21 protein-coding genes are annotated in these 22,150 nt (G+C 43.0%); 13 read left to right on the forward strand and 8 right to left on the reverse strand.

What is annotated here, in order from left to right:
• Positions 1-511: 511 nt before the first annotated feature.
• Positions 512-1,093, forward strand: a complete 582-nt coding sequence (locus tag P5V12_RS05765; RefSeq protein ID WP_316956386.1) for a PEP-CTERM sorting domain-containing protein — start codon at positions 512-514, stop codon at positions 1,091-1,093.
• A gap of 105 nt (positions 1,094-1,198) precedes the next feature.
• On the opposite strand, the gene P5V12_RS05770 is transcribed toward P5V12_RS05765, so the two are convergent.
• Entirely contained in the window at positions 1,199-1,846 is a 648-nt protein-coding gene (locus P5V12_RS05770; RefSeq protein ID WP_316956388.1) for a TetR family transcriptional regulator, read from the reverse strand.
• Complete coding sequence (locus P5V12_RS05775) at positions 1,800-2,825, reverse strand: NAD-dependent epimerase/dehydratase family protein (protein ID WP_316956390.1); 1,026 nt, start codon at positions 2,823-2,825, stop codon at positions 1,800-1,802. Before P5V12_RS05775 ends, P5V12_RS05770 begins: the two co-directional genes overlap by 47 nt.
• A gap of 176 nt (positions 2,826-3,001) precedes the next feature.
• Here P5V12_RS05775 and P5V12_RS05780 point away from each other — a divergent pair, with 176 nt between their 5' ends.
• From P5V12_RS05780 to P5V12_RS05820, 9 genes are all read left to right on the forward strand, one after another.
• On the forward strand, positions 3,002-3,322 hold the full coding sequence (locus P5V12_RS05780; protein WP_316956392.1) for a metalloregulator ArsR/SmtB family transcription factor: 321 nt from the start codon (positions 3,002-3,004) through the stop codon (positions 3,320-3,322).
• Between the two features lie 148 nt (positions 3,323-3,470).
• A complete protein-coding gene (locus P5V12_RS05785) occupies positions 3,471-4,778 on the forward strand; it encodes a permease (protein ID WP_316956394.1) in 1,308 nt (435 codons plus the stop codon).
• A 34-nt stretch (positions 4,779-4,812) separates the two neighbouring features.
• Positions 4,813-5,043: a thioredoxin family protein gene (locus P5V12_RS05790; protein ID WP_316956395.1), complete on the forward strand. Its 231-nt coding sequence runs from the start codon at positions 4,813-4,815 to the stop codon at positions 5,041-5,043.
• A 9-nt stretch (positions 5,044-5,052) separates the two neighbouring features.
• Entirely contained in the window at positions 5,053-5,430 is a 378-nt protein-coding gene (locus P5V12_RS05795; protein WP_316956396.1) for a putative zinc-binding protein, read from the forward strand.
• Positions 5,431-5,884: 454 nt separating this feature from the next.
• On the forward strand, positions 5,885-9,226 hold the full coding sequence (locus P5V12_RS05800; protein ID WP_316956397.1) for a methyl-accepting chemotaxis protein: 3,342 nt from the start codon (positions 5,885-5,887) through the stop codon (positions 9,224-9,226).
• A gap of 207 nt (positions 9,227-9,433) precedes the next feature.
• Positions 9,434-9,754 (forward strand): hypothetical protein, encoded by a 321-nt coding sequence (locus tag P5V12_RS05805; protein ID WP_316956398.1) that lies wholly within the window; start codon positions 9,434-9,436, stop codon positions 9,752-9,754.
• Positions 9,755-9,829: 75 nt separating this feature from the next.
• Positions 9,830-10,099, forward strand: a complete 270-nt coding sequence (locus tag P5V12_RS05810; protein WP_316956399.1) for an Lrp/AsnC ligand binding domain-containing protein — start codon at positions 9,830-9,832, stop codon at positions 10,097-10,099.
• A gap of 90 nt (positions 10,100-10,189) precedes the next feature.
• Entirely contained in the window at positions 10,190-10,786 is a 597-nt protein-coding gene (locus P5V12_RS05815) for a class I SAM-dependent methyltransferase (RefSeq protein ID WP_316956400.1), read from the forward strand.
• A 619-nt stretch (positions 10,787-11,405) separates the two neighbouring features.
• Positions 11,406-12,152 carry a LuxR family transcriptional regulator gene (locus P5V12_RS05820; protein WP_316956401.1) on the forward strand — a complete coding sequence of 249 codons (747 nt, stop codon included), beginning with the start codon at positions 11,406-11,408 and terminating at the stop codon, positions 12,150-12,152.
• On the opposite strand, the gene P5V12_RS05825 is transcribed toward P5V12_RS05820, so the two are convergent.
• A complete protein-coding gene (locus P5V12_RS05825) occupies positions 12,132-13,070 on the reverse strand; it encodes a hypothetical protein (RefSeq protein WP_316956402.1) in 939 nt (312 codons plus the stop codon). The genes P5V12_RS05820 and P5V12_RS05825 overlap by 21 nt on opposite strands.
• A 391-nt stretch (positions 13,071-13,461) precedes the next feature.
• On the opposite strand from P5V12_RS05825, the gene P5V12_RS05830 reads away from it, so the two are divergent.
• Positions 13,462-14,046, forward strand: coding sequence for an acyl-homoserine-lactone synthase (locus tag P5V12_RS05830; protein ID WP_316956403.1), 585 nt, complete (start codon positions 13,462-13,464; stop codon positions 14,044-14,046).
• A 209-nt stretch (positions 14,047-14,255) separates the two neighbouring features.
• Here the strand turns inward: P5V12_RS05830 and P5V12_RS05835 are convergent, their stop codons facing one another.
• Entirely contained in the window at positions 14,256-14,990 is a 735-nt protein-coding gene (locus P5V12_RS05835) for an SDR family NAD(P)-dependent oxidoreductase (RefSeq protein ID WP_316956404.1), read from the reverse strand.
• Between the two features lie 344 nt (positions 14,991-15,334).
• Here P5V12_RS05835 and P5V12_RS05840 point away from each other — a divergent pair, with 344 nt between their 5' ends.
• Together P5V12_RS05840 and P5V12_RS05845 are read left to right on the forward strand one after the other, a co-directional pair.
• On the forward strand, positions 15,335-16,468 hold the full coding sequence (locus tag P5V12_RS05840) for an acyl-CoA dehydrogenase family protein (RefSeq protein ID WP_316956405.1): 1,134 nt from the start codon (positions 15,335-15,337) through the stop codon (positions 16,466-16,468).
• A 13-nt stretch (positions 16,469-16,481) separates the two neighbouring features.
• Positions 16,482-17,498 carry an acyl-CoA dehydrogenase family protein gene (locus P5V12_RS05845; RefSeq protein WP_316956406.1) on the forward strand — a complete coding sequence of 339 codons (1,017 nt, stop codon included), beginning with the start codon at positions 16,482-16,484 and terminating at the stop codon, positions 17,496-17,498.
• A gap of 53 nt (positions 17,499-17,551) precedes the next feature.
• Here the strand turns inward: P5V12_RS05845 and P5V12_RS05850 are convergent, their stop codons facing one another.
• Genes P5V12_RS05850 through P5V12_RS05865 form a run of 4 tightly spaced genes read right to left on the reverse strand, consistent with a single transcriptional unit; the run spans position 17,552 to position 22,149 of the window.
• Entirely contained in the window at positions 17,552-18,448 is an 897-nt protein-coding gene (locus P5V12_RS05850; RefSeq protein WP_316956407.1) for a DMT family transporter, read from the reverse strand.
• Between the two features lie 19 nt (positions 18,449-18,467).
• Positions 18,468-19,538 (reverse strand): acyl-CoA dehydrogenase family protein, encoded by a 1,071-nt coding sequence (locus P5V12_RS05855; RefSeq protein WP_316956408.1) that lies wholly within the window; start codon positions 19,536-19,538, stop codon positions 18,468-18,470.
• Between the two features lie 29 nt (positions 19,539-19,567).
• Positions 19,568-20,617, reverse strand: coding sequence for an acyl-CoA dehydrogenase family protein (locus P5V12_RS05860; RefSeq protein WP_316956409.1), 1,050 nt, complete (start codon positions 20,615-20,617; stop codon positions 19,568-19,570).
• A complete protein-coding gene (locus tag P5V12_RS05865) occupies positions 20,614-22,149 on the reverse strand; it encodes an amino acid adenylation domain-containing protein (RefSeq protein WP_316956410.1) in 1,536 nt (511 codons plus the stop codon). The genes P5V12_RS05860 and P5V12_RS05865 overlap by 4 nt, the downstream gene beginning before the upstream one ends.
• Between the last annotated feature and the right edge of the window lies 1 nt (position 22,150).

Raw genomic sequence — 22,150 nt, forward strand, 5'->3', positions numbered from 1 at the left:
GCTACTTAAGTACAGGTGTAAAAAATCGAACTATGAATTCATTCACAAATTAATCTATTAAAGGTGAGATTAGTATTGGTATTCAGTGCTTCTGTCAGTTAGTTAAAAAAAGTAATCGTTTGGCGCTGTTCCTATTTATTCTTACGGTATATAAATTTATCTCATAATTAACCTGGATTAAATCGTTGTTTATGCGCTTTGTGAATATGAACAATGGGTGCCGATTTTTTTTGCTAGGGATATTGAGCTTAATTATGTATAACAGAATAAATACAAAGTGAGCGGATAAAAATCTATATGATAATCGTTTTCACCTAAGCGTTTTTTTATTAAAAAACTCCATTGTAATCTGTCAGTAATATTTACAACATCACCCACTTCGTAAGGTAAAAAAAATATAACCCCTTGAAATAAAAGGGTATTTTTTTTTGGCATCCGTTTTGCTATTTGTATATGGGCGGCGTCCTGTGCTGCCTTGGAAATAGAATAAACTTACTGTGGGATATCAATAATGAAAAAGATTGTTTGTCTTTTACTTATGTTCTGGGTCGGGTCGGTTAGTGCAATACCAATTACCATCGATTTTGATGATCTAGGTTCGGGTGTTGTTGTTGGCGATCATTACGCCGACTTGGGTGTGACATTTGCGAATGCTGTAACGAATAGTTATGGGACTCTTCCCGGTGGATCTGATCCTACCTCCATTAGTCATACAGGTTTGGGATATCAGCCAACGCCTGCGAATCCAATCGAAGCATTTTTTAGCTCAACAATAGACACCGTTAGCTTGACGGGCGTAGACGTTGGCGGCAATGGCTTCATGTTAAGTGCATTCGCTGCGGACAATACATTATTAGCAACGGATGAAGTATTTGGAACTGGCGCTGGTGTGGGTGAGTTCTTTACTTTGAGCCTGTTTGCCCAAGGTATTAGCTATATTCAGTTTTCTCAAGTAACTACCGGTTATGGTGATGGTGTAGTATTTGATAACCTGGTATTTGATACTGTTTCAGTAGCAGAGCCTTCTTCCATTCTATTGTTGTGCATCGGCTTGATCAGTCTAGGTATTACTCGTAGAAAGCTGCAACATTAATTATCACTATAAATGTGAACATGCAAAGCCTCGAATTATCTCGGGGCTTTTTTGTTTTTGATCGCAACGTGATGTTGTCTTTGGTGTACTAAAAAGAATAAAGACTTATTCGACATTAGCTTGTTGTGTTAAATACCTCAGTCCATACCAAAGCCAATCAAATACGTCAGACATTTCCTGTCGCATATCGTGATTTACCAACCAGTGGGAATGGTCAGCAAATGCCTCTTGAATTGCTCTGGGTGGATGAGCACTTTGCCATTTGGCTTGTGCCAGCTGATAAAGGGTGTAAATAAACTGCCTGCGCTGAAACGAGGTGAGTTCTGGTGCAAACTGGTGAATGCAAGAAGCTAAAGTGTCAATTAAATCCGCACCAGCAAGTTTGAAACTGCGAGCAAATTCAGAGCTAATATTCTGCTCCAGTACAACAGGGGCTTGTACACTTAGCTGCATAAATAGTGGTTGTTGGTTAAAAAAATCCAGCAGTTGTTGTTTGAACTCATTTAGATTGGCATAGTTCGAACTTGCCAAACCATTGAGCGGGGCAGAAACCTGAATCAAGAGTGTTAAGAATATTTCTTCTCGGGAATCAAAATATCGATAGATCACACCTTTAGTGATATTCGCTTGTTTGGCGATATCACCAGCTGAAGGCAGGGAGTGCCCCTGGAGCATAAGCTGGGCAAGGGCATCAATAATGGATTGTTTACGCAGTGCTTTCTCTTCTTCGCTGCGGGCGCGCTGTTTTTGCATGTGTTTCCAAAAATTGAATAGTGGCCAATATGGTATCTTCTCGTGGCCGTGTTTGCCAGCCAAGCTCGGTACGTAGCGTTTGATCCTGATAACGCTGTTCCCGGCCAACGTATTCTGCTATCGCTCTTCTGCTAATGCTGCGCTCACTGCCGGTAATAATGTGATTTAACCAGTCGGTAAACGGCAGAAGCCTGGCTAACCACATGGGAGCAACTTTATCGCGTGTCTTCACTGACCGATAAGATCTTACCCAGTTGACTAATTCTCTGCCGCTACCCGAAAAGCTACCTGCAACATGTCGAGCCTGACGATTACTCTCATAAACCAGAATATGCGCCTCAGCCACATCACGCACATCGACGAAGTTAAAGTGCAGAGGGGGAGCCATAGGGAGTTTGTTCATTAATATCTGTTCTACCAACTTAAGGCTATCGGTCTTGGTTTGGTGACTGGGGCCCAAAACCGTGGCGGGTAAAACTGTAGCGAGGTTTAGCCCGTATTTGTCGGCAAGTTGCCAGGCTAGCTGTTCGCTGAGCGCTTTCGAGCGAGCGTATAACTCGGGAGAATAGAGGTTGTAGTGTTGATTTCCCAATGCTGGCGCGCCGGGTTTTACTGTTCCGATTGCAGCGATGCTGGAGGTGTAAACCACACGGCTAATGCCGGCTTCGGAAGCCGCACGTAATGCATTCTCTGTGATTTTCATATTGGGGGCGACTACCTGCTCGGGCTTGTTGGCGGTGGTGTCAAACACTGCAGCCAGATGGAATAAGCCCTGATTGCCCATAAATGCCCTGACTAAACTTTCATAGTCCAGGCAGTCACCTTCATGAATATTTATGTTTAGTTTTGCTAACGCACTGAGATCACGGGTACCCGGGTTACGGACAATGGCGGTTACCTGGTAACCCCGCTCCGCCAATTGGCGACAAAGTTGATAGCCGATATGCCCGTTTGCGCCTGTTACTGCGACTTTGTTCATAATATGCCTCTTTAATTAACCGGTGGTTATTTATATAAAAAACCATTAGTCATTTAAAGTCAATAGTTTTACTTAAGCCGTTCGAGTTGACCCATATCATGGGAGGGGTATTCATCAATTGACCAACATTCAACATTTGGTTATTTTGCCAAATAACCAAGCATGTGGATGATTCGATGAACCCGAAAGACAAAGCTCTGTATGAGGCTAAAGCCAGAATCCTTAAAGCGTTAGCGCATCCCACCCGTCTCTGGATGGCTGAGGAGTTGGTGAATGGGGAACGTTGTGTCTGCGAATTTACAGATGTGATTGATGCTGACTTTTCGACTATTTCAAAGCATTTGTCAGTATTGAAACAGGCGGGGATTGTGGAAGATGAGAAGCGGGGTAAGCAGGTGTTTTACCGGTTAAAAGTCCCATGTGTACTTAAGTTTACCCAGTGTATTGAGGCGGTAATTCAATCCCAGCTGGAAACTCATTCAGCCCTAGTACCCTAATATGTTGGAGTGGCGGATCCATGGTTTTTGCTTATAAAACAGGGTTGTACCATCCCTTGCTGTTTGTGTCGGTTAATGACCATCAGCTGTTAAGGTGCTGAAAGCGGGTTTCATTCTTTACCAGTGTACTTTGGTCAAAGGTATTTATATGTTCGGAGCCATTTTTATTCGTAGTTCTGAAGCTAAGGCATTTTTGATTTATGTTTTAGTGTTTGCGCTTGTCTTTTTTCTTCCGCTCGGTTTACAACGCTTCGACCAGTCTTTATTGGAATCGCTTTACCTTGCCAAGTGGTATGTAAGGGAGCACTTTATTCTTTGCCTGATTCCGGCCTTTATTATTGCTGGCGCTATTGGCGTTTTTATTAACCAGGCATCCATCATTCGTCACTTAAGCTCCAAGGCAAATAAAGCCTTGGCCTATGGTATTGCTTCTATTTCCGGTTCCGTTTTAGCTGTGTGCTCCTGTACGGTGCTGCCCTTGTTTTCCGGTATATATCGCATGGGTGCAGGTATTGGTCCAGCGACAACATTTTTATACGCCGGGCCGGCCATTAATATTTTGGCGATGGTTCTGACATTTCGTGTGTTGGGCAGTGAAATCGGATTTGCCAGAATTATCGGCGCGGTGGTGTTTAGTGTTGTTATCGGCTTAATTATGAACATGTTGTTTGGCCGGGAGCAACGGCAAGATATGCCGGATATCAAGATGGTAGAAACATCAAATCATCATGCGGGTTTTGTGGCCGTGCATTTTATTTCCATGATCGGTATTTTGGTTTTTGCCAATTGGGGAGATACTCAAAATCAGTCCACCATCCTCACTGCGATTATGGAAATACGCTGGTTATTGGTCGTTATTTTCGCCCTGATTTTTGCGGTGTTAATGGTTGTGTGGCTTAAATATTCCTGGTGGAAAATTGGGTTGGCAATAACGGTATTAATCGTCACATTTATATTTTTACCGATTAAACCGGAATATCTGTTTGCGCTGTCTCTGGTAGTTTTTGTTGTTGTGAGTCTACAAAGTGATGACGAAGGCAGGCCGTGGATGCTCGCCGCCTGGGAGAGCGCCAAGCAGGTCTTACCCATGTTGTTGATTGGTGTGCTCATCAGTGGCTTTTTGTTGGGCAGGGTCGGCCACGAAGGCATGGTTCCATCCTCCTGGATTGCCAACTTGGTTGGGGGCAACAGTTTCAGTGCGAACTTTTTTGCGTCAGTCGTTGGAGCACTCATGTATTTTGCGACGTTGACAGAAGTGCCGATCATACAGGGTTTAATGTCTCATGGTATGGGACAAGGTCCAGCGTTATCGCTGTTACTTGCCGGTCCCGCATTGAGTTTGCCGAATATGCTGGTTATCTACCAAGTTTTGGGGTTACGCAAAACATCCGTATTTATTTTCCTGGTGGTGTCTATGGCGACATTGAGTGGAATGATATTTGGACAATTTGCTTAACCAACTTCTGATTAACGCTAACAAGGGTATAAAAATGAAAATCAAAGTTTTAGGGTCTGGCTGTAAAAAGTGTGAACATCTTGCCGAGTTGACAGAAATGGCAGCAAAAGAGCTGGGCATTGACTATGAACTTGAAAAAGTTAAAGACCCAAATGAAATAACCGCACATGGGGTTATGATGACGCCTGCTCTGGTGATTGATGAAGAAGTTAAAGTCACCGGTAAAATACCGTCATTGGAAGAGCTAAAAAACTTGCTTAAGTGAGGAAAAGCTATGACCGAGTTATCGAAAAATTCGCCTTCAAACGTACTATTATTTGCCTGTTCCGGTGCATCCGATGTGGGCGAGGTGGCGGATAGAGCGACACGTACAGTGGCGAAAATGGGAGCCGCGTCAATGGCATGCCTGTCGGCCATTTCGGCAAGAGAGGCAAATACGCTTAAAAAGGCAGAAAGTGCTTCCCGTATTATTGCTGTGGATGGCTGTGGCTTTGGTTGTGCTCATAAGAATTTGCTTAATGCAGGGTTTGAATCGGTTGAACAGGTAAAGTTATCTGAACTTGGTCTGGTCAAAGGCAAAACAGAAGTTGGTGAAAAATCTATTGCTATTGTCAGCCAACATCTGGAATGCCAGCTTAATAACAACGCTTGAGAAAAATTGAACAGGTGCCCCTTTTGTTCTGCAAGGGGCATTGTTTTCCTGGGTAGTCTATTTTTAGTTTGTTGATCTGGATGTCGAAGCCAAGTTTTTCGTGAATCACGTAACCGCCAGCAAGAAAACGATACCCATAATTGGGTAGGCTATTCACGGGTTCGGGTTATTGTTCTTACTGTTCTCTTTTAATACCCCATAGTTAATAATGCTTTTTGTGTTGCTTAAATGACAAGTAACGCAATCGCTTGGCTGGCGTTATCTGCGTGTTTTCTTTTATTTTTATTCCAGCATAACCAAAGTGCTCTTTGATCGTTAAAGTATCGACTAAACTGTAAGTCACTATATTGTCGTTATTGGTCATTCCCGCTTGAAATACTCATAGAGCGGTGCTTTTCTTAATGGGTTAACGACAAAAATAACATCGACCCCATGCGTGGTATTAGGTGACAGGATGGCGTACGGAAATACTCCCTGGTTCAATCGATTATCTTCTCTGCTTTCAACTTTGGATAACCAGCCGATCAGTAAAAAAATATTTTTGCTTGTCTCGGTTCCTCTTGTTTTGGTTTTTGTCTTTGTTGTCTCCGTGATTTCTTTTCAGGTTGGTGAGCTTCGTTCTGCCAGCGATGCCAAGGAACTCGTTTCCTATGCTGTCGCACTGGATGGAGTCGCACATAACTTTGCGGTTGAGCGGGGCTTGACTGCGGGTTTTGTTGCTGGTCGAACAGAAGAAAAGCACAAGAAACTGAAAGAACAACGGCAGTTAGTCGATGAAAAAGTGAAGGTGTTGTTAAATACGGATTTGGCTGACGTCTCGCCTTTGGCTTTTGATAAGCTAATCACGCTGATTGCGGAAAGAGATAAGGTGAGAAAGGGGGTTGATGATGGTAAGCCGATCATATCGCCATTTTCCTATTATTCTGAAATTAACCGACAGGCCCTGAACTTAATTGAGTCGTTGAGCGCGCAGGTCAGTAACCATACTTTGCGTACCCATCTTAATCTGGCCAATAGTCTGATGTGGATGAAGGAAAGGGCTGGTCAAGAGCGAGGAGCATTAAATGGTGTTTTTACTTCCCAACAACTGACTGCTGAGAAATCCGACAGCATTACAGGTTATATTCGTCAACAAGACGAAAAACTGGATTATTTCTATCGCTATGCGTCGTCGGATCAAATCAAATCGTTTGAAGCTGCTTTAGATAGGCAGAATGACATGGCGGTGTTGCAGATGCGTCAGGTATTCTCCTCAAGAACAAAAAAGGATTCTCTACTTGGCTCACTGAAAATGGAGCTGGGTTTTGGTGGCCTGATTCATGATTTTAAGAATCTGACTATATACAAGGACACTCAGTATAAAGAAAAAATAGACGAACATTTATTGAAGGCAGAAGAAATACTTGATGAATATCGACGGCTACCTGGCGTAACGGAGAGTGAGCTGGCGTTGCTGAATCGTCTTGGTGAAACAGTTGCTGCCTATAAAGAAAACTTGAGCCAAGCTATGCTGCTTATTGGTCGTGGGGCCAGCGTTGAAAAGATTAATAATGGTATTCAGGTTGATTATAGACCGGCGGTTGATGCGTTATTTGGTTTATCCAAAGTAATAGGTGTGGACCCTGGAGTTTGGTTTAAAGCAACAACTCAACGAATTAAGGATATTAAGAGTCAGTCCGACCAGTTTGTCTCTTTGGTTCATTCTGAAGCCAACCAACTTTTCTGGAATTCTGTGGTAAACCTGGTTTTAATTTCTCTGATTTCAGTGACCGCATTTTTTGCGTGTTTTGTGCTGGCTCGGTATATAGGCAAGAAAATGCTGAATAGTATTAGAACCGTAGCGCAAACAATCCGGTATGTAGAACAACACAGTGACTTTTCTACAAGAGTGGAGGTGAGTTCAGCCGATGAGATTGGGGAAATGTGTCTCTCATTGAACAGCTTGCTCGATGTTCAACAAAACGCCTTTAGTGAAGTGAACACCGTGATGGCCTCAATCGCAAAAGGTCAGTTTGATCAACGGGTGTCGACAAGCTTAAGTGGTGATCTGAATAAATTAAAGCAGAACGTTAATGCGTCGGCCGATTCTGTAGAGAGAACCATGAATGCTTTGGGTAAAGTGATGGATGCGCTGTCTGAAGGTAATTTTAAAGCGAGAATGGACCCCTCGGTCGAAGGTGTGGTCAGGAGCAAGGTCGATGGGGCGATGGAGGATATGGAATGTGCATTGAAAGAAATTGACTCGGTGATGGAAGGGGTTAGGCATGGAGATTTTTCTCATCGAGTTGACGTTAAGCTGTCTGGCGAGTTGGGCAGGCTTAAACAGAATATCAATAGTTCGCTTGAAAGCCTTGAAAGTGCAATCAAAGACATAATTCAAAGTGTTGCAGCCCAGCAACAAGGTGATTTTACCAAGCGAATTACCAAGGAATACGAAGGAAATCTGGCGGAGCTAAAAAACTATATCAATAACTCCGGGGACAGTGTTCAGTCTGTTATTGAGGCCGTTTCGGATGTTATGACGTCTTTGAGAGAGGGAGATTTTAGTAATCGAATAGAAATAGATTTTGACGGTGAGTTGTACTTACTGAAGGATAATATTAATCAATCCCTGATTAATCTGGATGAGGCAATGAATGAAATCGTGTCTGTGGCTGAAGATCAACAAAATGGGAAGTTGGATTCAAAGGTTAGTGGCACTTATTCGGGACAACTGGAAAAATTAAAAGTATCTATCAATGACTCAAGTAACAGTATAAGTCGGGTTATTCTCGAGATTGGCTCAGTGATGAGGGATTTAAAATCCGGTCAATTTGATCGACGAATCAATATGGATTTTGATGGTGACTTATTACGATTAAAGCGCGATGTAAATCAATCACTGCAAAATTTGGATGAGGCAATGAATGAGATCGTTAAAGTTGCCGAGCAGCAGAAAAATGGAGATTTACGTTTTCGTATCAACGGCAACTATTCCGGACAGCTAGCAGTATTGAAGGATGCACTGAATAGTTCATCAGACCAACTGGAGAATGTAATTCGCAATGTGGAAAATGCAACGCGATCAGTAAATACCAGTGCCGGCGAAATAGTTATGGGAAATAACGATTTGAGCCAACGGACAGAGGAGCAAGCGGCAAATCTGGAAGAAACGGCATCCAGCATGGAGCAAATGGCCGCCGGTGTACAACAGAGCGTGGAAAATGCTAATAATTCCGTGACATTGGCTGTGAATGCGAAGACTGTTGCAATGGAAGGAGGGGAGGTAATTGATAAAGTTGTGTCCGCTATGGCGGAAATCAATCATTCAAGCAGCCGAATCCACGATATTATCAGTGTTGTCGACGAAATCGCATTCCAGACAAATCTTCTGGCTTTAAATGCTGCGGTCGAAGCGGCCAGAGCGGGAGAACAGGGACGAGGCTTTGCTGTTGTTGCCGGGGAAGTACGGAATCTTGCCCAACGTTCTGCGGATGCGGCGAAAGAAATCAAAACGTTAATTCAGGACAGTGTGAGTAAAACAACGGAGGGTGCTGAATTGGTTGATATAGCCGGTAAAACATTAAAAGCAATTATTGTTGAAGTAGAAAAGGTAGCTTCGGCTGTGCAAGGTATTCAGGCGTTTGCGATTGAGCAGAATTCGGGTATACAGCAAGTGAATATCGCTATCTCTCAAATGGATGAGATGACACAGCAAAATGCAGCCTTGGTGGAGCAGTCTGGTGCTGCTGGTGAGTCTATGAGTGATCAAGCGAATGAAGTAATGAAACTTGTATCCTTCTTTAAAGTGAGTTAGCAGGCCAGGGTCTTTATTCCTATTCTTCTGGGGTATTCTACGTTGTACTCGTGTTAAAGCTGATGATATTGCCGTAGTCCTATCGTATCTATAATCGTAGTCCCGAACACATTTTCCAAACGGTTTTCAGTTCTGTCTGATCTACCATACAATTTACACAAGCAACCCGCGTTAAAATACTTCTTCACTCTATGTTATAGGTAAAATATGGATAATACATCCTGGCAAATAGATGACCCTGATTCGATTCTAAAACGTACCGAATACGAAATATCGGCTATGGAGTTCAATGGATTTATCTGTAATGAAATCATTCCGCGAGATATTTTGCTTCACGCAGTTAATCGGAATACGAAGTTGGTGGTCAATTTAGGCTATTCTTCAATAGACTCAACGCATAATAATACATGGTTTATTGCTCTGAATTACACCAATGAAAGAGGGGGAAAATCTCATGAACAACGAAGTTACTCATCTTTGGTTGAGGCGATTAGCCAATTTCGTACCTTAATATCAACGTTCGATTAAGCGATGTAGAGTATTCGAACTAATGAAACTCGATTTAATCTATTTAACCGATAACGCCATTTAGGAGATCATCTTATGGTTACATCAATTATTTTATTTTGTGTAGAAAGACAATCCATTAACGACGTTGCTGAAAAATTGGCTGATATGGGTCAGGTGTCAGAAGTGTATTCGGTAAGTGGTAATTATGATTTGGTGGCTATTGTTCGGGTTAAAGATAATGATGACTTGGCTGATTTTGTCACAAATGATCTTGTTAATGTCGAGGGCATCTTGGAAACCGATACTATGCTTGCGTTCAAAGCCTACTCCAGACATGATTTGGAATCCATGTTTTCTGTGTAGATGACTTTTGGAAGCGCTGCTAAGGTGTGGCAACATTGTAAATGGATTTTTGGTTTGGTAATTTAACTAAATGGTATTGAGTAGCAAATTATGTGGGATGAGAAATATAATTCTCAAGAGTATATTTATGGCACAGAACCTAATATATTTCTAAAAAATAACTACGCAAAAATTCCATCGGGGAAAGTGCTATGCCTTGCTGAAGGGGAAGGGCGGAATGCAGTATTTCTCGCCAAGCAAGGCTACAGTGTTACCGCCGTCGATTCGTCTCGGGTTGGTTTGGAAAAGGCGGAGCGGCTTGCTAAAGAAAATGGTGTCACCATCGAGTTGATACATGAAGATTTGGGTCGCTACGATATCGGTATAAATCAATGGGACGGCATTGTATCGATTTTTTGCCATTTACCTGAGAGTGTGCGAAAACAGATTCATTCCAACATTTTATCTGCGCTCAAGTGCGATGGTGTATTTTTACTGGAAGCTTATACTCCAGAGCAGTTGAAATATGGTACAGGTGGTCCGCCGGTTAAAGAACTGATGCTATCTAAACAGATAATTTCTAATGAGCTTAAGGGCTTGATTTTCTCACATCTAATTGAGTTGGAGCGAGAAGTGATGGAAGGCTCTCATCACAATGGCGTCGGTGCTGTCGTGCAAGCTATTGGCCGCAAGTCGGAAAAAAGCTGAGATCAGCATCTGAGCCATTCTCTTTATTTGTGAATCGTACTTTTGCGTGATTGAGTATCGATTATGAATACAGTGATGTCTTTATTGCAGTGGTTAAATTTTGGATGGAATAAGTTTCTTCTAATATAAAGATTGATAACCTGTATTTTTTGTTCATTTTTATTGTCATAAGTGTGTTGATAATACAAGGAAGTTATCAACGGATAGTCACAGAATACTATATTAGCAATACCGTATTTTATTACGTTAGGTATCGCATTAAAAATAGGCTCTGTCCAAGGTTCCAGTTAAAAACTCTCCTATATCAAAAATATTTCAATTTAATTTAAGCGCTATACGACCATGGTCTTATGGTTTTATTTATTCCCATGTAATAAAAAAGACGCCCTGAAGACATTATAAAAATAACAAAAATACTATTTTCATTTATTGGCACCAACATCTTTTTTTTGACGTAAATAATCGACTTGAGAAAAAATGGCCTTGACCGCTTTTAATATGCAAGATAACTTTGCGCCACTTTTTGGGTGGCTGTATTAAATAAAAAATAACAATAAAAATATATGTGATCTCAGTCGTAGTTATTTGTAATTTAATATTTCACAAATGGGAAAATATTGTGTTGGATGTGAAAAAATACCGCGATCTAATGTCCAGTGTTGAGCTGGCAAAAAGTCAAGAGCAAGTCAAAGCATTGTTTCAGGAGTTTTGCAATGCTTCCGATTTTGAATACTATCTGTTCGCCAGTATCTGTAGTGTGAACTCGTTAAGCTCGCCTCAGGTACTAACGATCAGTAATTATCCAGACGAATGGATTAAAACTTATTTCAGCGAAAAGCTGCAAAAGCATGACCCTGTTGTTAAATACTGCTTCGAGAATACCAGCCCAATTCGATGGGATAAGCTGATAAAAATGGATAAATATACCGACCACTACGGCGAAGGTGTAATGCAGCGTGCAGCATCTCTTGGGTTGGTCAATGGTTTGTCAATTCCGGTTAACACGCGTTCTGGTGAGATCGCGATATTCAGCCTGGCGTCTAAGCGGGATGAAAATATTGATGAGCGTATGATGAAGGTACTCTCTTACGCGCAGGTCTTTGGTGCTTTAGCTATGGATACATTCCAGAGACTTCGACGAGATGAACCGGGAAGGAAAAAGGAAAAGCTAACTCCACGGGAAATTGAATGTCTATTTTGGGCTTGTGAAGGTAAAACCACTTGGGAAATATCCAAAATTGTGGATGTATCCGAGCGTACTATTATTTTTCATTTGACCAGTGCCACCAAAAAGTTGGGTGCAGTTAATCGCCAGCATGCCGTGGCAAAGGCGATTATTAGTGGTTTAGTTCGCCCAATGCCGTGAATCATTCACGGGCGTCTTCCTGCAAAAGGTGAGCCGGCTGCATTCTCCCACAATGTCGCTGGCTGCCAGATTCCAGTTATTTAAAGCAATAAGATCGAGTGGTGCATGCGTAGTAGTGGAGTTACCCTCGTAATCCAATTGGGTATGTCCAATATGATGAATTGCCTCGTCAATGAGGTTATTCTCCAGTAAATGCGCCAAAGCCTGTAAATTACTCAGTATTACCACATTAAACCGTTGCCTTTCGGCGCATTGGCGCAGTATGGAATTCAATGTGTCCAGAGAAAGAATTTCGATTATCTCGATGGCCTTACCCATGTTATTAACCAGGTTTAAGCTGTCGATGATCATTGCTTGATCAGATGTGTACATAAGTACGCCAGACTGTTTGATCAACTCGTCCAGATAGCTGGAAAAGCCAAATTCATTGGAAAGGCTACTGAGTTTTATTTCCCGGCCAGCAATAGTTGCTGCGGTGACACAGGTTACCCAGGGTTTTTGATTATGCAGTACTTCGTTAATACCGTAACTGATCCTTTCTATTGTGGAATTGAATGGCATAGTATGAATCTTTCCCTGCCAGGTTGTTAGCCATTGACGCCAGCGATTATCGGAGAGCTTATCGGGTAGAGTATTACCTAAAGTTATTTCCCGGATATTGGAACTGGTGATCGTTTCGATTAATTGATCAATGTCGATGATGGTTGATAGGGGTTCGATTGAAAGAAAGAGTTTTTCTGCTTGATTTTTATATTTAGCTATCTCGTTCAGAATTTGTTTTTGATTGAAGCCAGCGATCACTGCATCGTGACTTAGTGCCCGGTTGTTTTTGTCGGTTATCAACCAGGCAAACGCCGCCCTGCTCGAAATGGATTGAGCATGGGAAAGTGTGGAAAGCACTAAATTCATATCTGTCATAGAGATATTATCCAAACTGCAGAATATTACGAAACTGTTACTTCTTATATGTGTAAAATATTACATGCCCCGTGAAGAAACGGTTACTAAAAACCAAACTAATCTTGTTCTCTTCGATATAAATTGAAAAAAGTGGTCTTCAAATTCTTTCATTGTCATTTCTATTTTTTTAATTGAATTTACCAGGCATCATGTTTGAACCCAAAAAGCAAAATTCAAGAGGGTGGATAACCTGTCACATCTTTCAGGTGAGGTGGTGGTGTCTGTAACTTATTGATTGTGAAGGAATTATTCTAGATAAGTAAATTATTAAACATATTACAGCTATTTCTTTATATCCTCCGAGATTACATTTTTTGATCTTATGTTTAACCAGATCAAAGAATGGATTATGAATCACGTCGTTTTTATCCCCGGTAAAGAAGAAAAGAAAAGTGTTCAAACAGTTAACGATGTTTATCGTCTTCGTCACGATGCATTTATTGACCGATTAGGTTGGGACATTTGTTCAGATAATGGTATGGAGAGAGATCATTTCGATGATTTGGACCCGTATCATATTGTGGTTAAAAACGCGTCTGGTGAAATGGGTGGGTGCTGGCGTGCTTTACCGACGACAGGGGATTATATGTTACGCAGTATTTTCCCAGAGTTGTTGCAGGGAGAGGTTTTGCCCGAATGTCAAAATATATGGGAAATAAGTCGTTTTGCTGTGAAGAAGACACACAATAAAGCGATAAAAGGATATTCCAGTCAGGTCACAGTTCGAATGCTCCAATCGCTCTATGAGTTCGCCCAGTACCAGAATGTTCAGCAATATGTCGCTGTAACAACAGTTGGGTTTGAACGAATTCTGCAAAAATTGGGTATAACAATGCGCCGTCTGGGCGAAGGTAAAGCATTGCAAATTGGCGTGGAAAAATCCGTAGCAATATTGGTGGATGTGGACGAAAAATTAAGAATTGAGCTACATTAATTGCGCTTTCCCTATTTCTGTGCAAGCAGGCTATCCTATACCGCCGGGTTTGTTTAAATTAAACCTCGCTATCTGGCTTTCTTTAGCTCGGCTTACTTGGAGCGTAATTCTTTAAGTAAAATAGAGCGTTGATATTTTTCCTATCAGAAATATAGAAAATGAGCACCCTTAGAAGGTGCTCGTATAAAAGGATTCTCTACGTCAGCTTTTTACTGTGAAAAGACTTCAGCAAGTTTTTGCGGGGATTCAATAAATGTCTGGTACATGCCTTGAGAGAAATCATCTGGGTAGACTTCAGTAATACCATCTGCACACGAATCCAATACGATATTGGCGATGGTTTCAGGGCTCTTTTTCGGACCATCAAAACCTGCGGCTAAACGCGTGTCAAATGGGCCGGGATAAACGCCTTGAACAAATACGTTAGATTCCTGCAGCTCAGCACGTAAACCTTGAGTCATAAAGTGTAAAGCCGCTTTGGATGCTGAATAGGTTCCCATGGCTTTAAAGTTACTCAAGGCAGCTATTGATGAAATATTAATAATGCCGCCATTGCCTGATGCCTGAATTAGCGGTAAGAAAGCTTTAGTTAACGCCAGGGAACCAAAGTAATGTACTTCCATTTCCGCGCGGGCAGTTTCCAGCACTTCCTCAGAGGTAAAGCCACACGCCGAAGCGATACCGGCGTTGTTAATTAAAACATCCAGCTCCTGAATATCTGCTTTAAGGTTTTCGATATGTGCAGAATTCGTCACATCCAAAAGCAGTGGGGTAACACTTTCTAACCCCAGGGCTTTGATCTCTTCAATGCCTTCCTGAGTTCGGCAGCCTGCGTAAATTGTTTGCACACCGCGTTGGGCTAATGCTTTAACAAAGCCCAGGCCCAGACCGCGTGATGCACCGGTAACCAGAACTTTTTTATTTTCAAAAACGAGAGTTGACATGTGTTGTATCCAATTTTTTCTGATCAGTAAGAAATATTGACGAAATTGATGAGCCAGATAAACGCCAGACACAACAGCGGTATCTGCGATATTTGGCATAGTACATATTTATTCGACGGTTAGGTCGATAGTGTAATCGGACTCGCTCTCCAGCCACCCTGTCATTTGTTACAGCTTTTATTTCTACCTTTGGATGTTGGTTGCCTGTTATAAGTGACAGGTATCTAGTTGGGGTTTCTTATCTACAATCGCCAGGGTCTAAATACACATTTAATGTGCGGGAAGGCTTCCTTTAATCTTAAATTTGTGTGCTTTTTAATCTTAATGTTTGGATGGTGAGCAATATGACTGAATATATAAGTATGCACACGGATATACGGCCGAGCTTTTGGCGTGTTAAAGAGTATGAGGAACTAAGTACTCGGATTAATCAGGTTTTTACTCAGCTTCTAATTCCGGCGGCAAAAAAAGATGTCGTTTGTGATTACAAAAAAATACTATCGTCACTGTATGAGTCTGGTGTCGGTGGTTTACGTTATGAAGCAAAAAACGGTGGCTTAGGCAAAGGTTTAGCTGCCCAGGCATTATTTGCCGAAAGTCTGGGAATTGTGCCCTCCGGTGGTATCGGTATGGCACTGACGATTCATCTGGATATGGTCGCACCGTTTATTGATCAGTATGGTACTGATCAACAAATTGCTGACTTTTTAGTGCCAGCTTTAAAAGGCGACATTTTATTTAGCCACGCGGTCAGTGAGCCTGAAGCGGGTTCTGATATTAACAATATTCATACCACAGCAATTCAGGATGGCGATGGCTGGCGCATTCAGGGTAAAAAAAGCATGATATCGCTGGCATTTCTGGCGGATGTGCATTTTATTGTGGCGCGGCTGCCAGCGTTCAGAGCCCCGTTTAATATGGTTAATTTTTTAGTTCCTGCTGATACGCCCGGTTTACGAGTCAGTCCGATACGCCCAACATTGGGTAATCATCATTGTCCTATCGCAGATATTGAACTGGATAACGTACAGTTGGATGACTCTTTTCGTCTTGGCCCCATTGGCATGGGCATGATCAATCAAATGCAGCAGTTTTCCCAGGAAAGAATATTATCGTCTTTGCGGGCGAACCGATTGGCCCGACGATGCCTGGACTATGCCATGCAACCAGTAGATGTCTTCGCCGACAAATTGGCTTCACTGAATGCACAATGGGCAGCCAGTCGGGCAGTAACCTATCGAGCCATGCAAACCTGGATTGATGGTGGCGAGTATTTAACGCTTTCCTGTGCAAGTAAATTATTGTCTTCCCGCTTGGCTCGCCAAGCATCCCGGTTTGCTCTGGAGAACGCAAAAGCAATGCAAACCGATTCTGTTGAGGAAAACCTGAATCAGGTTTATGACGCAAGGTTGTATTCAATCTCCACCGGGTCAGATGAAATGATGTTAAAAACCATTGCTGCGGCAGAAAAATATTAAACAGAGAACAACAATGAATACAGTGAATGCGGTGTTTGATCCAAAAAAGCTGAAAGCCTGGTGTGAGCAGTATCAGGATGAGGTGGAACGTTGTTGGTTGCAGAATGGCAAATTGCCAGAGGAGGAACTGCTTAAATCATTTATCGCAGAATTTGAATTTGAGCAAGAGGATAATAGTGCGGTTTTCCTTCAATTGTGTTCCAACCTTTCCTATTTTGCTAAAGGAAGTTGGTACCCTTTTTGTCGCAATGTAATTACCCATTATTTTGCATTGTTGTTTCTAAAGTCGGTGGATCAGCAACCGGCGTATTTCCCGGAGTGGATAGAGTGTGCTGAAACCCGCGGGGCAATATTAACGGGTGACTTTAATTCATTAAATTCAAATAACTCGAGAATACTGGCAAAGAAGGAGGGCCATGGTTGGCGGTTAAGTGGTGATGTTTGCCATCTGACTAACCTTGTCTACGCGGATTTTATTTTATTGCAGGCTAAGGTTGATCAGGGAGAGGATGTGTGTCTCGGTATGCCGCTGGAAGTATTGACGTATAAACCGGGTGTGACATTGGGGAATCCTCAGCATGGTTCGCAGGGTTCTTGTCGGTTGGTGGATTGTTTTATTGATGATTCCGATGTATTTCGTTTAATGCCTGAGCAACAGAAAAAGTTTGAACGAGTAGCCGTATACGCTGCTGTTGCCGAAGCCGTTGCGGACAAAGAATTTTGCCGTTATATGTTCGGGAATATGTTGGATGAGGTACGCAATCGACAGACATTTGGCTCACTCTTAATTAAGAACCAACATGTTGAGTTTATATTGGCGGAGCTGGACGCCAAGTTGCTCGCGTTTGAGTCTGAGGTAATGCTCTTAATAGATAACATCGACAATGTAAAACAGGTCGATCATCTTCCCGTTTTGAGTAAAGCGCTACGAGAGTCTATAGCCGATCATTATCTCCAGTTCTCCGGTGGTCGTGGTTATATTAAGGGGCATACTGCTGAGGCGTGTTTCCGTGCTGTTCTATGCAAATAACAATATCCGTAATCAAATTCGATCCCATAATTAGGGCCATAATGAATTAACGCTTAACGGTTTGCCAGGCTGTATACAATTAAACTGGTGCTACACAAAATAATGCCGGCCCACTGTATTGGAGAAGGATATTCTGCACAAAATACCAGCGCTAATATGGCGGTCACAGAAGGAACCAAGGCCATAAATAAGCTGGTAGCAAAAGCACCAATCTGTTTTATCGCGTAGGAAAATAAAAATAACGCAAGCACGCTAACAATAATACCCTGGTAAACTATATGAAAAGCCAGATTTTTTACCGGTAGCGCTCGGATTGCATCCAACCCATCAGAATAAATCAGCCACAATGGCAATAAAATTACTGCATTCAGTAATGGCACCCAAGCCATTATGTCTCGCAAGCTTACCGACCAGGTTTTTACTGCCAGCATATAAGTTGCGAGTATGGCAGTGGCAGAAATTAACAGTAAAATACCGAGCAAATTCTGCCAGGAAAAATGAATAGGTTGATAGGCCATTAATCCTGTGGCAATAAAAATGGCAATAAATAAACCGACTACAGCACGTGATACCGGCGTACGAAAAGCAATAAATGCCAGAATGCTGGTTACTATGGGTAAGAAGCCATTAATTAAAACACTGGCGTTAGCGGAGGGCGTTATGGTTAATGCAATATAAACCAGCCATACATAAGGAAAGCCACAGCCCAAGGCAATAACCAGCGCTTTTTTCCAGGGTACATTTCGCCAGGGGTAGCGAAGTGAAAAAGGTAGCAGTACCAGTGAGGCCGAGGTAAATCTAAGCCAGGTGAGATCGACCGGAGAAAAATCTCCGGTAATGCCCCAACGGGAAGATACGACCCAGCCAGACCAAATAAAGACCACAGCACATGCCGATAAAATACCCCAAAGAGGGAGGGAGGAGGGACTGCTATTGACTGTGTCTTTCAATGTTCACCTGGCAATTGTGTTACAACGTGCTTGCTATGATGGACAGCATGATTTCCTTGCTGCCACCGGCTAATGCCAACCCCATGGCTTCATGGTGACATTGTTCCAGTGCTTGATCAGCAAAAAAATCCTCAAGGGCATTATCTTGTTGAATCCGTGTGGTTAATGTCTGGAGTAATTGGCTACCGAGGAATTTTAACGAAGCGGAATCCCTGGCGGAAAGGTTTTTTTCGATGTAATTATCTACACAGGTCTCAAAAAATGCGTGGTAGGCCTGGCGCTGATAATCTAATTCTGGATATTGCCTTAGATTGTCGACAGATAATTGTTGATAAAGGTAATCGCTTAACCCTTTCATTCGTGCACTAACAAACAATCTTTCCGTTTGTAAATGCGCCATTAATTGCATAAGGCCAGCGCCGGGCGCACCCAATACGTTTTCAGCTGGAATAATGACGTCGTTAGCTTCAAAGCCACCCAGGCAACCGGAGTAACCCAGCGACGGGATAGTAGATTCGCGGGTAATGCCTGCAGTATTCAACGGAACAAAAAATAATGTGTACGAAAAGGGAGTGCGTTCAGGGCGAGTGCGCGCCAGTACAATCGATACATCAGCAAAGGGCAGGTTAGTGATGCCGCGTTTGATTCCGTTCAGTTTCCACCCACCATCAACCTGTTCTGCGGTAAATTCGATTCCCTGTAGATCACTACCGGCGTTGGGTTCTGTCATGGCCAAAGAAAATATGGTTTCCCCCTTTAATGCGCCCGGTAGCCAGGTTGCTTGTAATGCTTCGCTGCCTTTTTCCAGTAATCCTCTCGCGCCGATATCCAAATGAGACACCAGCGTCAGGCCCAGGCCGCCAATCGGTTGTTTGGCGACTGCGTAATGCAAGTACAATTGTTTGCGAATGTCACCATCGCCGTAGGGCGCTGGCCAGCCGGTTGTCAGCAGGTTTTGCTGCTGCAGGGAAGCAATCAATTCGCGAAGAGGAAGATAATCGGTTCGGGAATATTCGGTCAGTTTGGACAAAATCTTTTCTGCAACCCAGGCATCTACAGCATTTTTATGGGCAATGCGATCGGCGGTCATGAGGTATCTCGTAAAATGTGTGAGTGGTTTTACCGAAGCAATAAATTGCGGCGTGACTCCAAAAATAAATCGGCAAGTGGGCTATCGGTACGATAGTGAATGATGCCGCCTAAGTGTTGGCTTTCTCTCGCGACTTGTTCAAGCAGAGAAAAGGCGAGTGTTCGACAGGCTTCTGAACGTTCCAGGGCTTCAGGTTTTGATGACGTCAGTGCGAAATAACAATGGGCGTAATGCATTGACCATTGTGCCTCGCAGGCTGCTAACCGTTGTTGAATTACATCGATTGAAAGCAAATTGCCAGTGTGAGTGGTTCGCTCACGTAAAAAGGCAACAATAAAATCCAGGCAGAGCCGAGTGCGCAGGTTTGCTCTTAATGCTGTGGCGAAATTGTTGTTGGCCATTATCTGCAATACAGTTTGTTTTGACAGTGAATAGCAGCCTTCTACATTTTCAATAGCAAATTCATTGCAGTGAGCACGTGCGAGTAAGCAGTCTTCATTTTTGGAGAAGGGCTTTTGCGCAGTAATAGCTACGTCGAGAGCGGACTTTTCAACAATAAGTAAACACAAATTATTACTTTCTTCATTTGTCGCCAGAAGGCAATGAAAATCTGTTTCCTGGTTTTGAATAATACGGCTGACCTGGCCGTTTAATACATACTTGTTTTCGTGTTGTTTAACCGTTAGTTGGTTAAGGCAGTGCTCTGTTTGATACGGAATTCCACTAAAAATACGTTCACCTGTTTTAACCAATTCAATCATTCGATCAACCGGTGGTTGTTTATCTAATGCAAAAAGTAGAGGAAGGAGAAACCCCTGTTGGTATCCAATAACCTCCGCTTCGGCAACGGATAACTGTGCCGCCAAATATTCGGATGTGAGAGCGTTGAAGTATTGCCAATCCTGGATATCTTCAGGGTAAAGCTGATGACTGAAACACTCGCCAATATAATTACGGAGGCTTAACTCCCCGTTGTACGGGGAGTTGGATAGCGTCTCGGCAAGTGCGGTTGCATGGCTTTTCACCCAGTCTGTCTGATTAAACGAGTTTCCACGTAAGTGCGAATATTCGCTGATCACGCAACGGCTCCTTCTGTTTCGAATTCAATAATGCTGGCTTCTTCTTCCATGTGAATTAAATGTTCGGTCGCCATTGCGCGCACTTTTTTCACGTTCACCTTACCACTGGCGCTAAGGGGTAAGGAAGACATTTGTGCAATTAATGCCGGGCGCATGTAACCGGGAAGTGATTCATTGCACTCATTTTTGAGTTGTTCCAGGGGAGCCATATCCGTACCCGGTTGTACTACCACCGCAAGGCATTCGCCGAGCCTTGGGTGTTTTAAACTGAGCGCGATAGCTTCCTGAACGCCATTGGCAGAGCGGAAAGGTTCTGCGACTTCACCCAGGTGAATTCGATAACCGTTGACTTTCACCTGGTCATCAATACGCCCTATAAATAATAAATTTCCTGTTGTGTCGTAACTGACTTTATCGCCCGTGCGGTAAAATGGCTTTCCGTCTTTTTCGAATAATCGTTCCCGGTTTAATAGTGGGCGATTCAGATAGCCATTCATAATTTGCGGGCCGGTTACACACAGTTCTCCAGTACCATCCGTTGCTTCATGCGGGTCGAGATAGATTTCGATATCCGGCAGGGGAATACCAATCGGAAAACTTGTGTGTTGATCCACGTTATCGTGGTGAATTTCGTAGACGGTACACACGCAGGTTGCTTCGGTTGGCCCGTAACCGTTAATCACGTGTGCAGATGGACAATTATTTAACCACGTGGCAATAGTGCTGGGATTCAATACTTCGGCGCCGGTCATAATGCAACGAATATGATCCCAGTTATGCTGATCAAACCCAGGTAAGTTCGACAGCATGGTCAAGGTTGAGCCCACAGCACAGAAATGCGTAATACGCTGTTTGCTGATAATGTCGATAAAGCGGAATGGCAGTGGGATATTGGGCCCCAGCCAGACCGATGCACCCTGATACAATGGCAACATTAAATCGGCAATAGACACATCGAAATATAATGCCGACGTATTCATGCAGCGGGAATGCCGGGAAATACCCATGTGGCAATTAACCGCGGCAAAAAAGTGATGCATTGCATGGTAACTGATACGAACCCCATTAGGCACACCGGTAGAGCCGGATGTATAAAGCACATAGGCATCCTGATTGTGATCAAACGAATCCGTTAGCGAAAATGGCGTTGGGGTCAGCGGCAGTTGTTCTGCATAGACTTCTTCGATTTCATCGAACCAGCCACCAGTTTGCTGGTTCACAATGACAGCTTTGGCTTCGCTGTCATCAACAATATTGTGTAACCGCTTACGTGGTGAGCCGGTGTCGACGGGAATATAAGTTGCGCCGACCAATAGGGTGCCGAGGATAGCACTCACTGCTTCGGTGCTTTTAGGGAGTAAAATAATCACCCGGTCGCCAGTGCCAATACCGAGGGAGGTCAGTTTATTCGCGTAGTTTTGCGCGCGTGTACTTAGCTCCTGATAAGTAAAAGATGTCGTACCATCATCTACGGCCAGTGCGGTGGGTTGAACCTTGGCCCAGTGTAAAACTCGATACCCTAGTGTTTGCATT

This window comes from Teredinibacter sp. KSP-S5-2, assembly GCF_032773895.1.
Lineage (GTDB): Bacteria > Pseudomonadota > Gammaproteobacteria > Pseudomonadales > Cellvibrionaceae.

Coding starts and splice junctions, on each gene's coding strand:
- P5V12_RS05800 (WP_316956397.1), top strand. CDS start 5,885: ATGGCGTACGGAAATACTCCCTGGTTCAATCGATTATCTTCTCTGCTT.
- P5V12_RS05810 (WP_316956399.1), top strand. CDS start 9,830: ATGGTTACATCAATTATTTTATTTTGTGTAGAAAGACAATCCATTAAC.
- P5V12_RS05840 (WP_316956405.1), top strand. CDS start 15,335: ATGACTGAATATATAAGTATGCACACGGATATACGGCCGAGCTTTTGG.
- P5V12_RS05855 (WP_316956408.1), bottom strand. CDS start 19,538: ATGACCGCCGATCGCATTGCCCATAAAAATGCTGTAGATGCCTGGGTT.
- P5V12_RS05835 (WP_316956404.1), bottom strand. CDS start 14,990: ATGTCAACTCTCGTTTTTGAAAATAAAAAAGTTCTGGTTACCGGTGCA.
- P5V12_RS05780 (WP_316956392.1), top strand. CDS start 3,002: ATGAACCCGAAAGACAAAGCTCTGTATGAGGCTAAAGCCAGAATCCTT.
- P5V12_RS05805 (WP_316956398.1), top strand. CDS start 9,434: ATGGATAATACATCCTGGCAAATAGATGACCCTGATTCGATTCTAAAA.
- P5V12_RS05795 (WP_316956396.1), top strand. CDS start 5,053: ATGACCGAGTTATCGAAAAATTCGCCTTCAAACGTACTATTATTTGCC.
- P5V12_RS05830 (WP_316956403.1), top strand. CDS start 13,462: ATGAATCACGTCGTTTTTATCCCCGGTAAAGAAGAAAAGAAAAGTGTT.
- P5V12_RS05775 (WP_316956390.1), bottom strand. CDS start 2,825: ATGAACAAAGTCGCAGTAACAGGCGCAAACGGGCATATCGGCTATCAA.
- P5V12_RS05825 (WP_316956402.1), bottom strand. CDS start 13,070: ATGACAGATATGAATTTAGTGCTTTCCACACTTTCCCATGCTCAATCC.
- P5V12_RS05765 (WP_316956386.1), top strand. CDS start 512: ATGAAAAAGATTGTTTGTCTTTTACTTATGTTCTGGGTCGGGTCGGTT.
- P5V12_RS05785 (WP_316956394.1), top strand. CDS start 3,471: ATGTTCGGAGCCATTTTTATTCGTAGTTCTGAAGCTAAGGCATTTTTG.
- P5V12_RS05865 (WP_316956410.1), bottom strand. CDS start 22,149: ATGCAAACACTAGGGTATCGAGTTTTACACTGGGCCAAGGTTCAACCC.
- P5V12_RS05790 (WP_316956395.1), top strand. CDS start 4,813: ATGAAAATCAAAGTTTTAGGGTCTGGCTGTAAAAAGTGTGAACATCTT.
- P5V12_RS05815 (WP_316956400.1), top strand. CDS start 10,190: ATGTGGGATGAGAAATATAATTCTCAAGAGTATATTTATGGCACAGAA.
- P5V12_RS05845 (WP_316956406.1), top strand. CDS start 16,482: ATGAATACAGTGAATGCGGTGTTTGATCCAAAAAAGCTGAAAGCCTGG.
- P5V12_RS05770 (WP_316956388.1), bottom strand. CDS start 1,846: ATGCAAAAACAGCGCGCCCGCAGCGAAGAAGAGAAAGCACTGCGTAAA.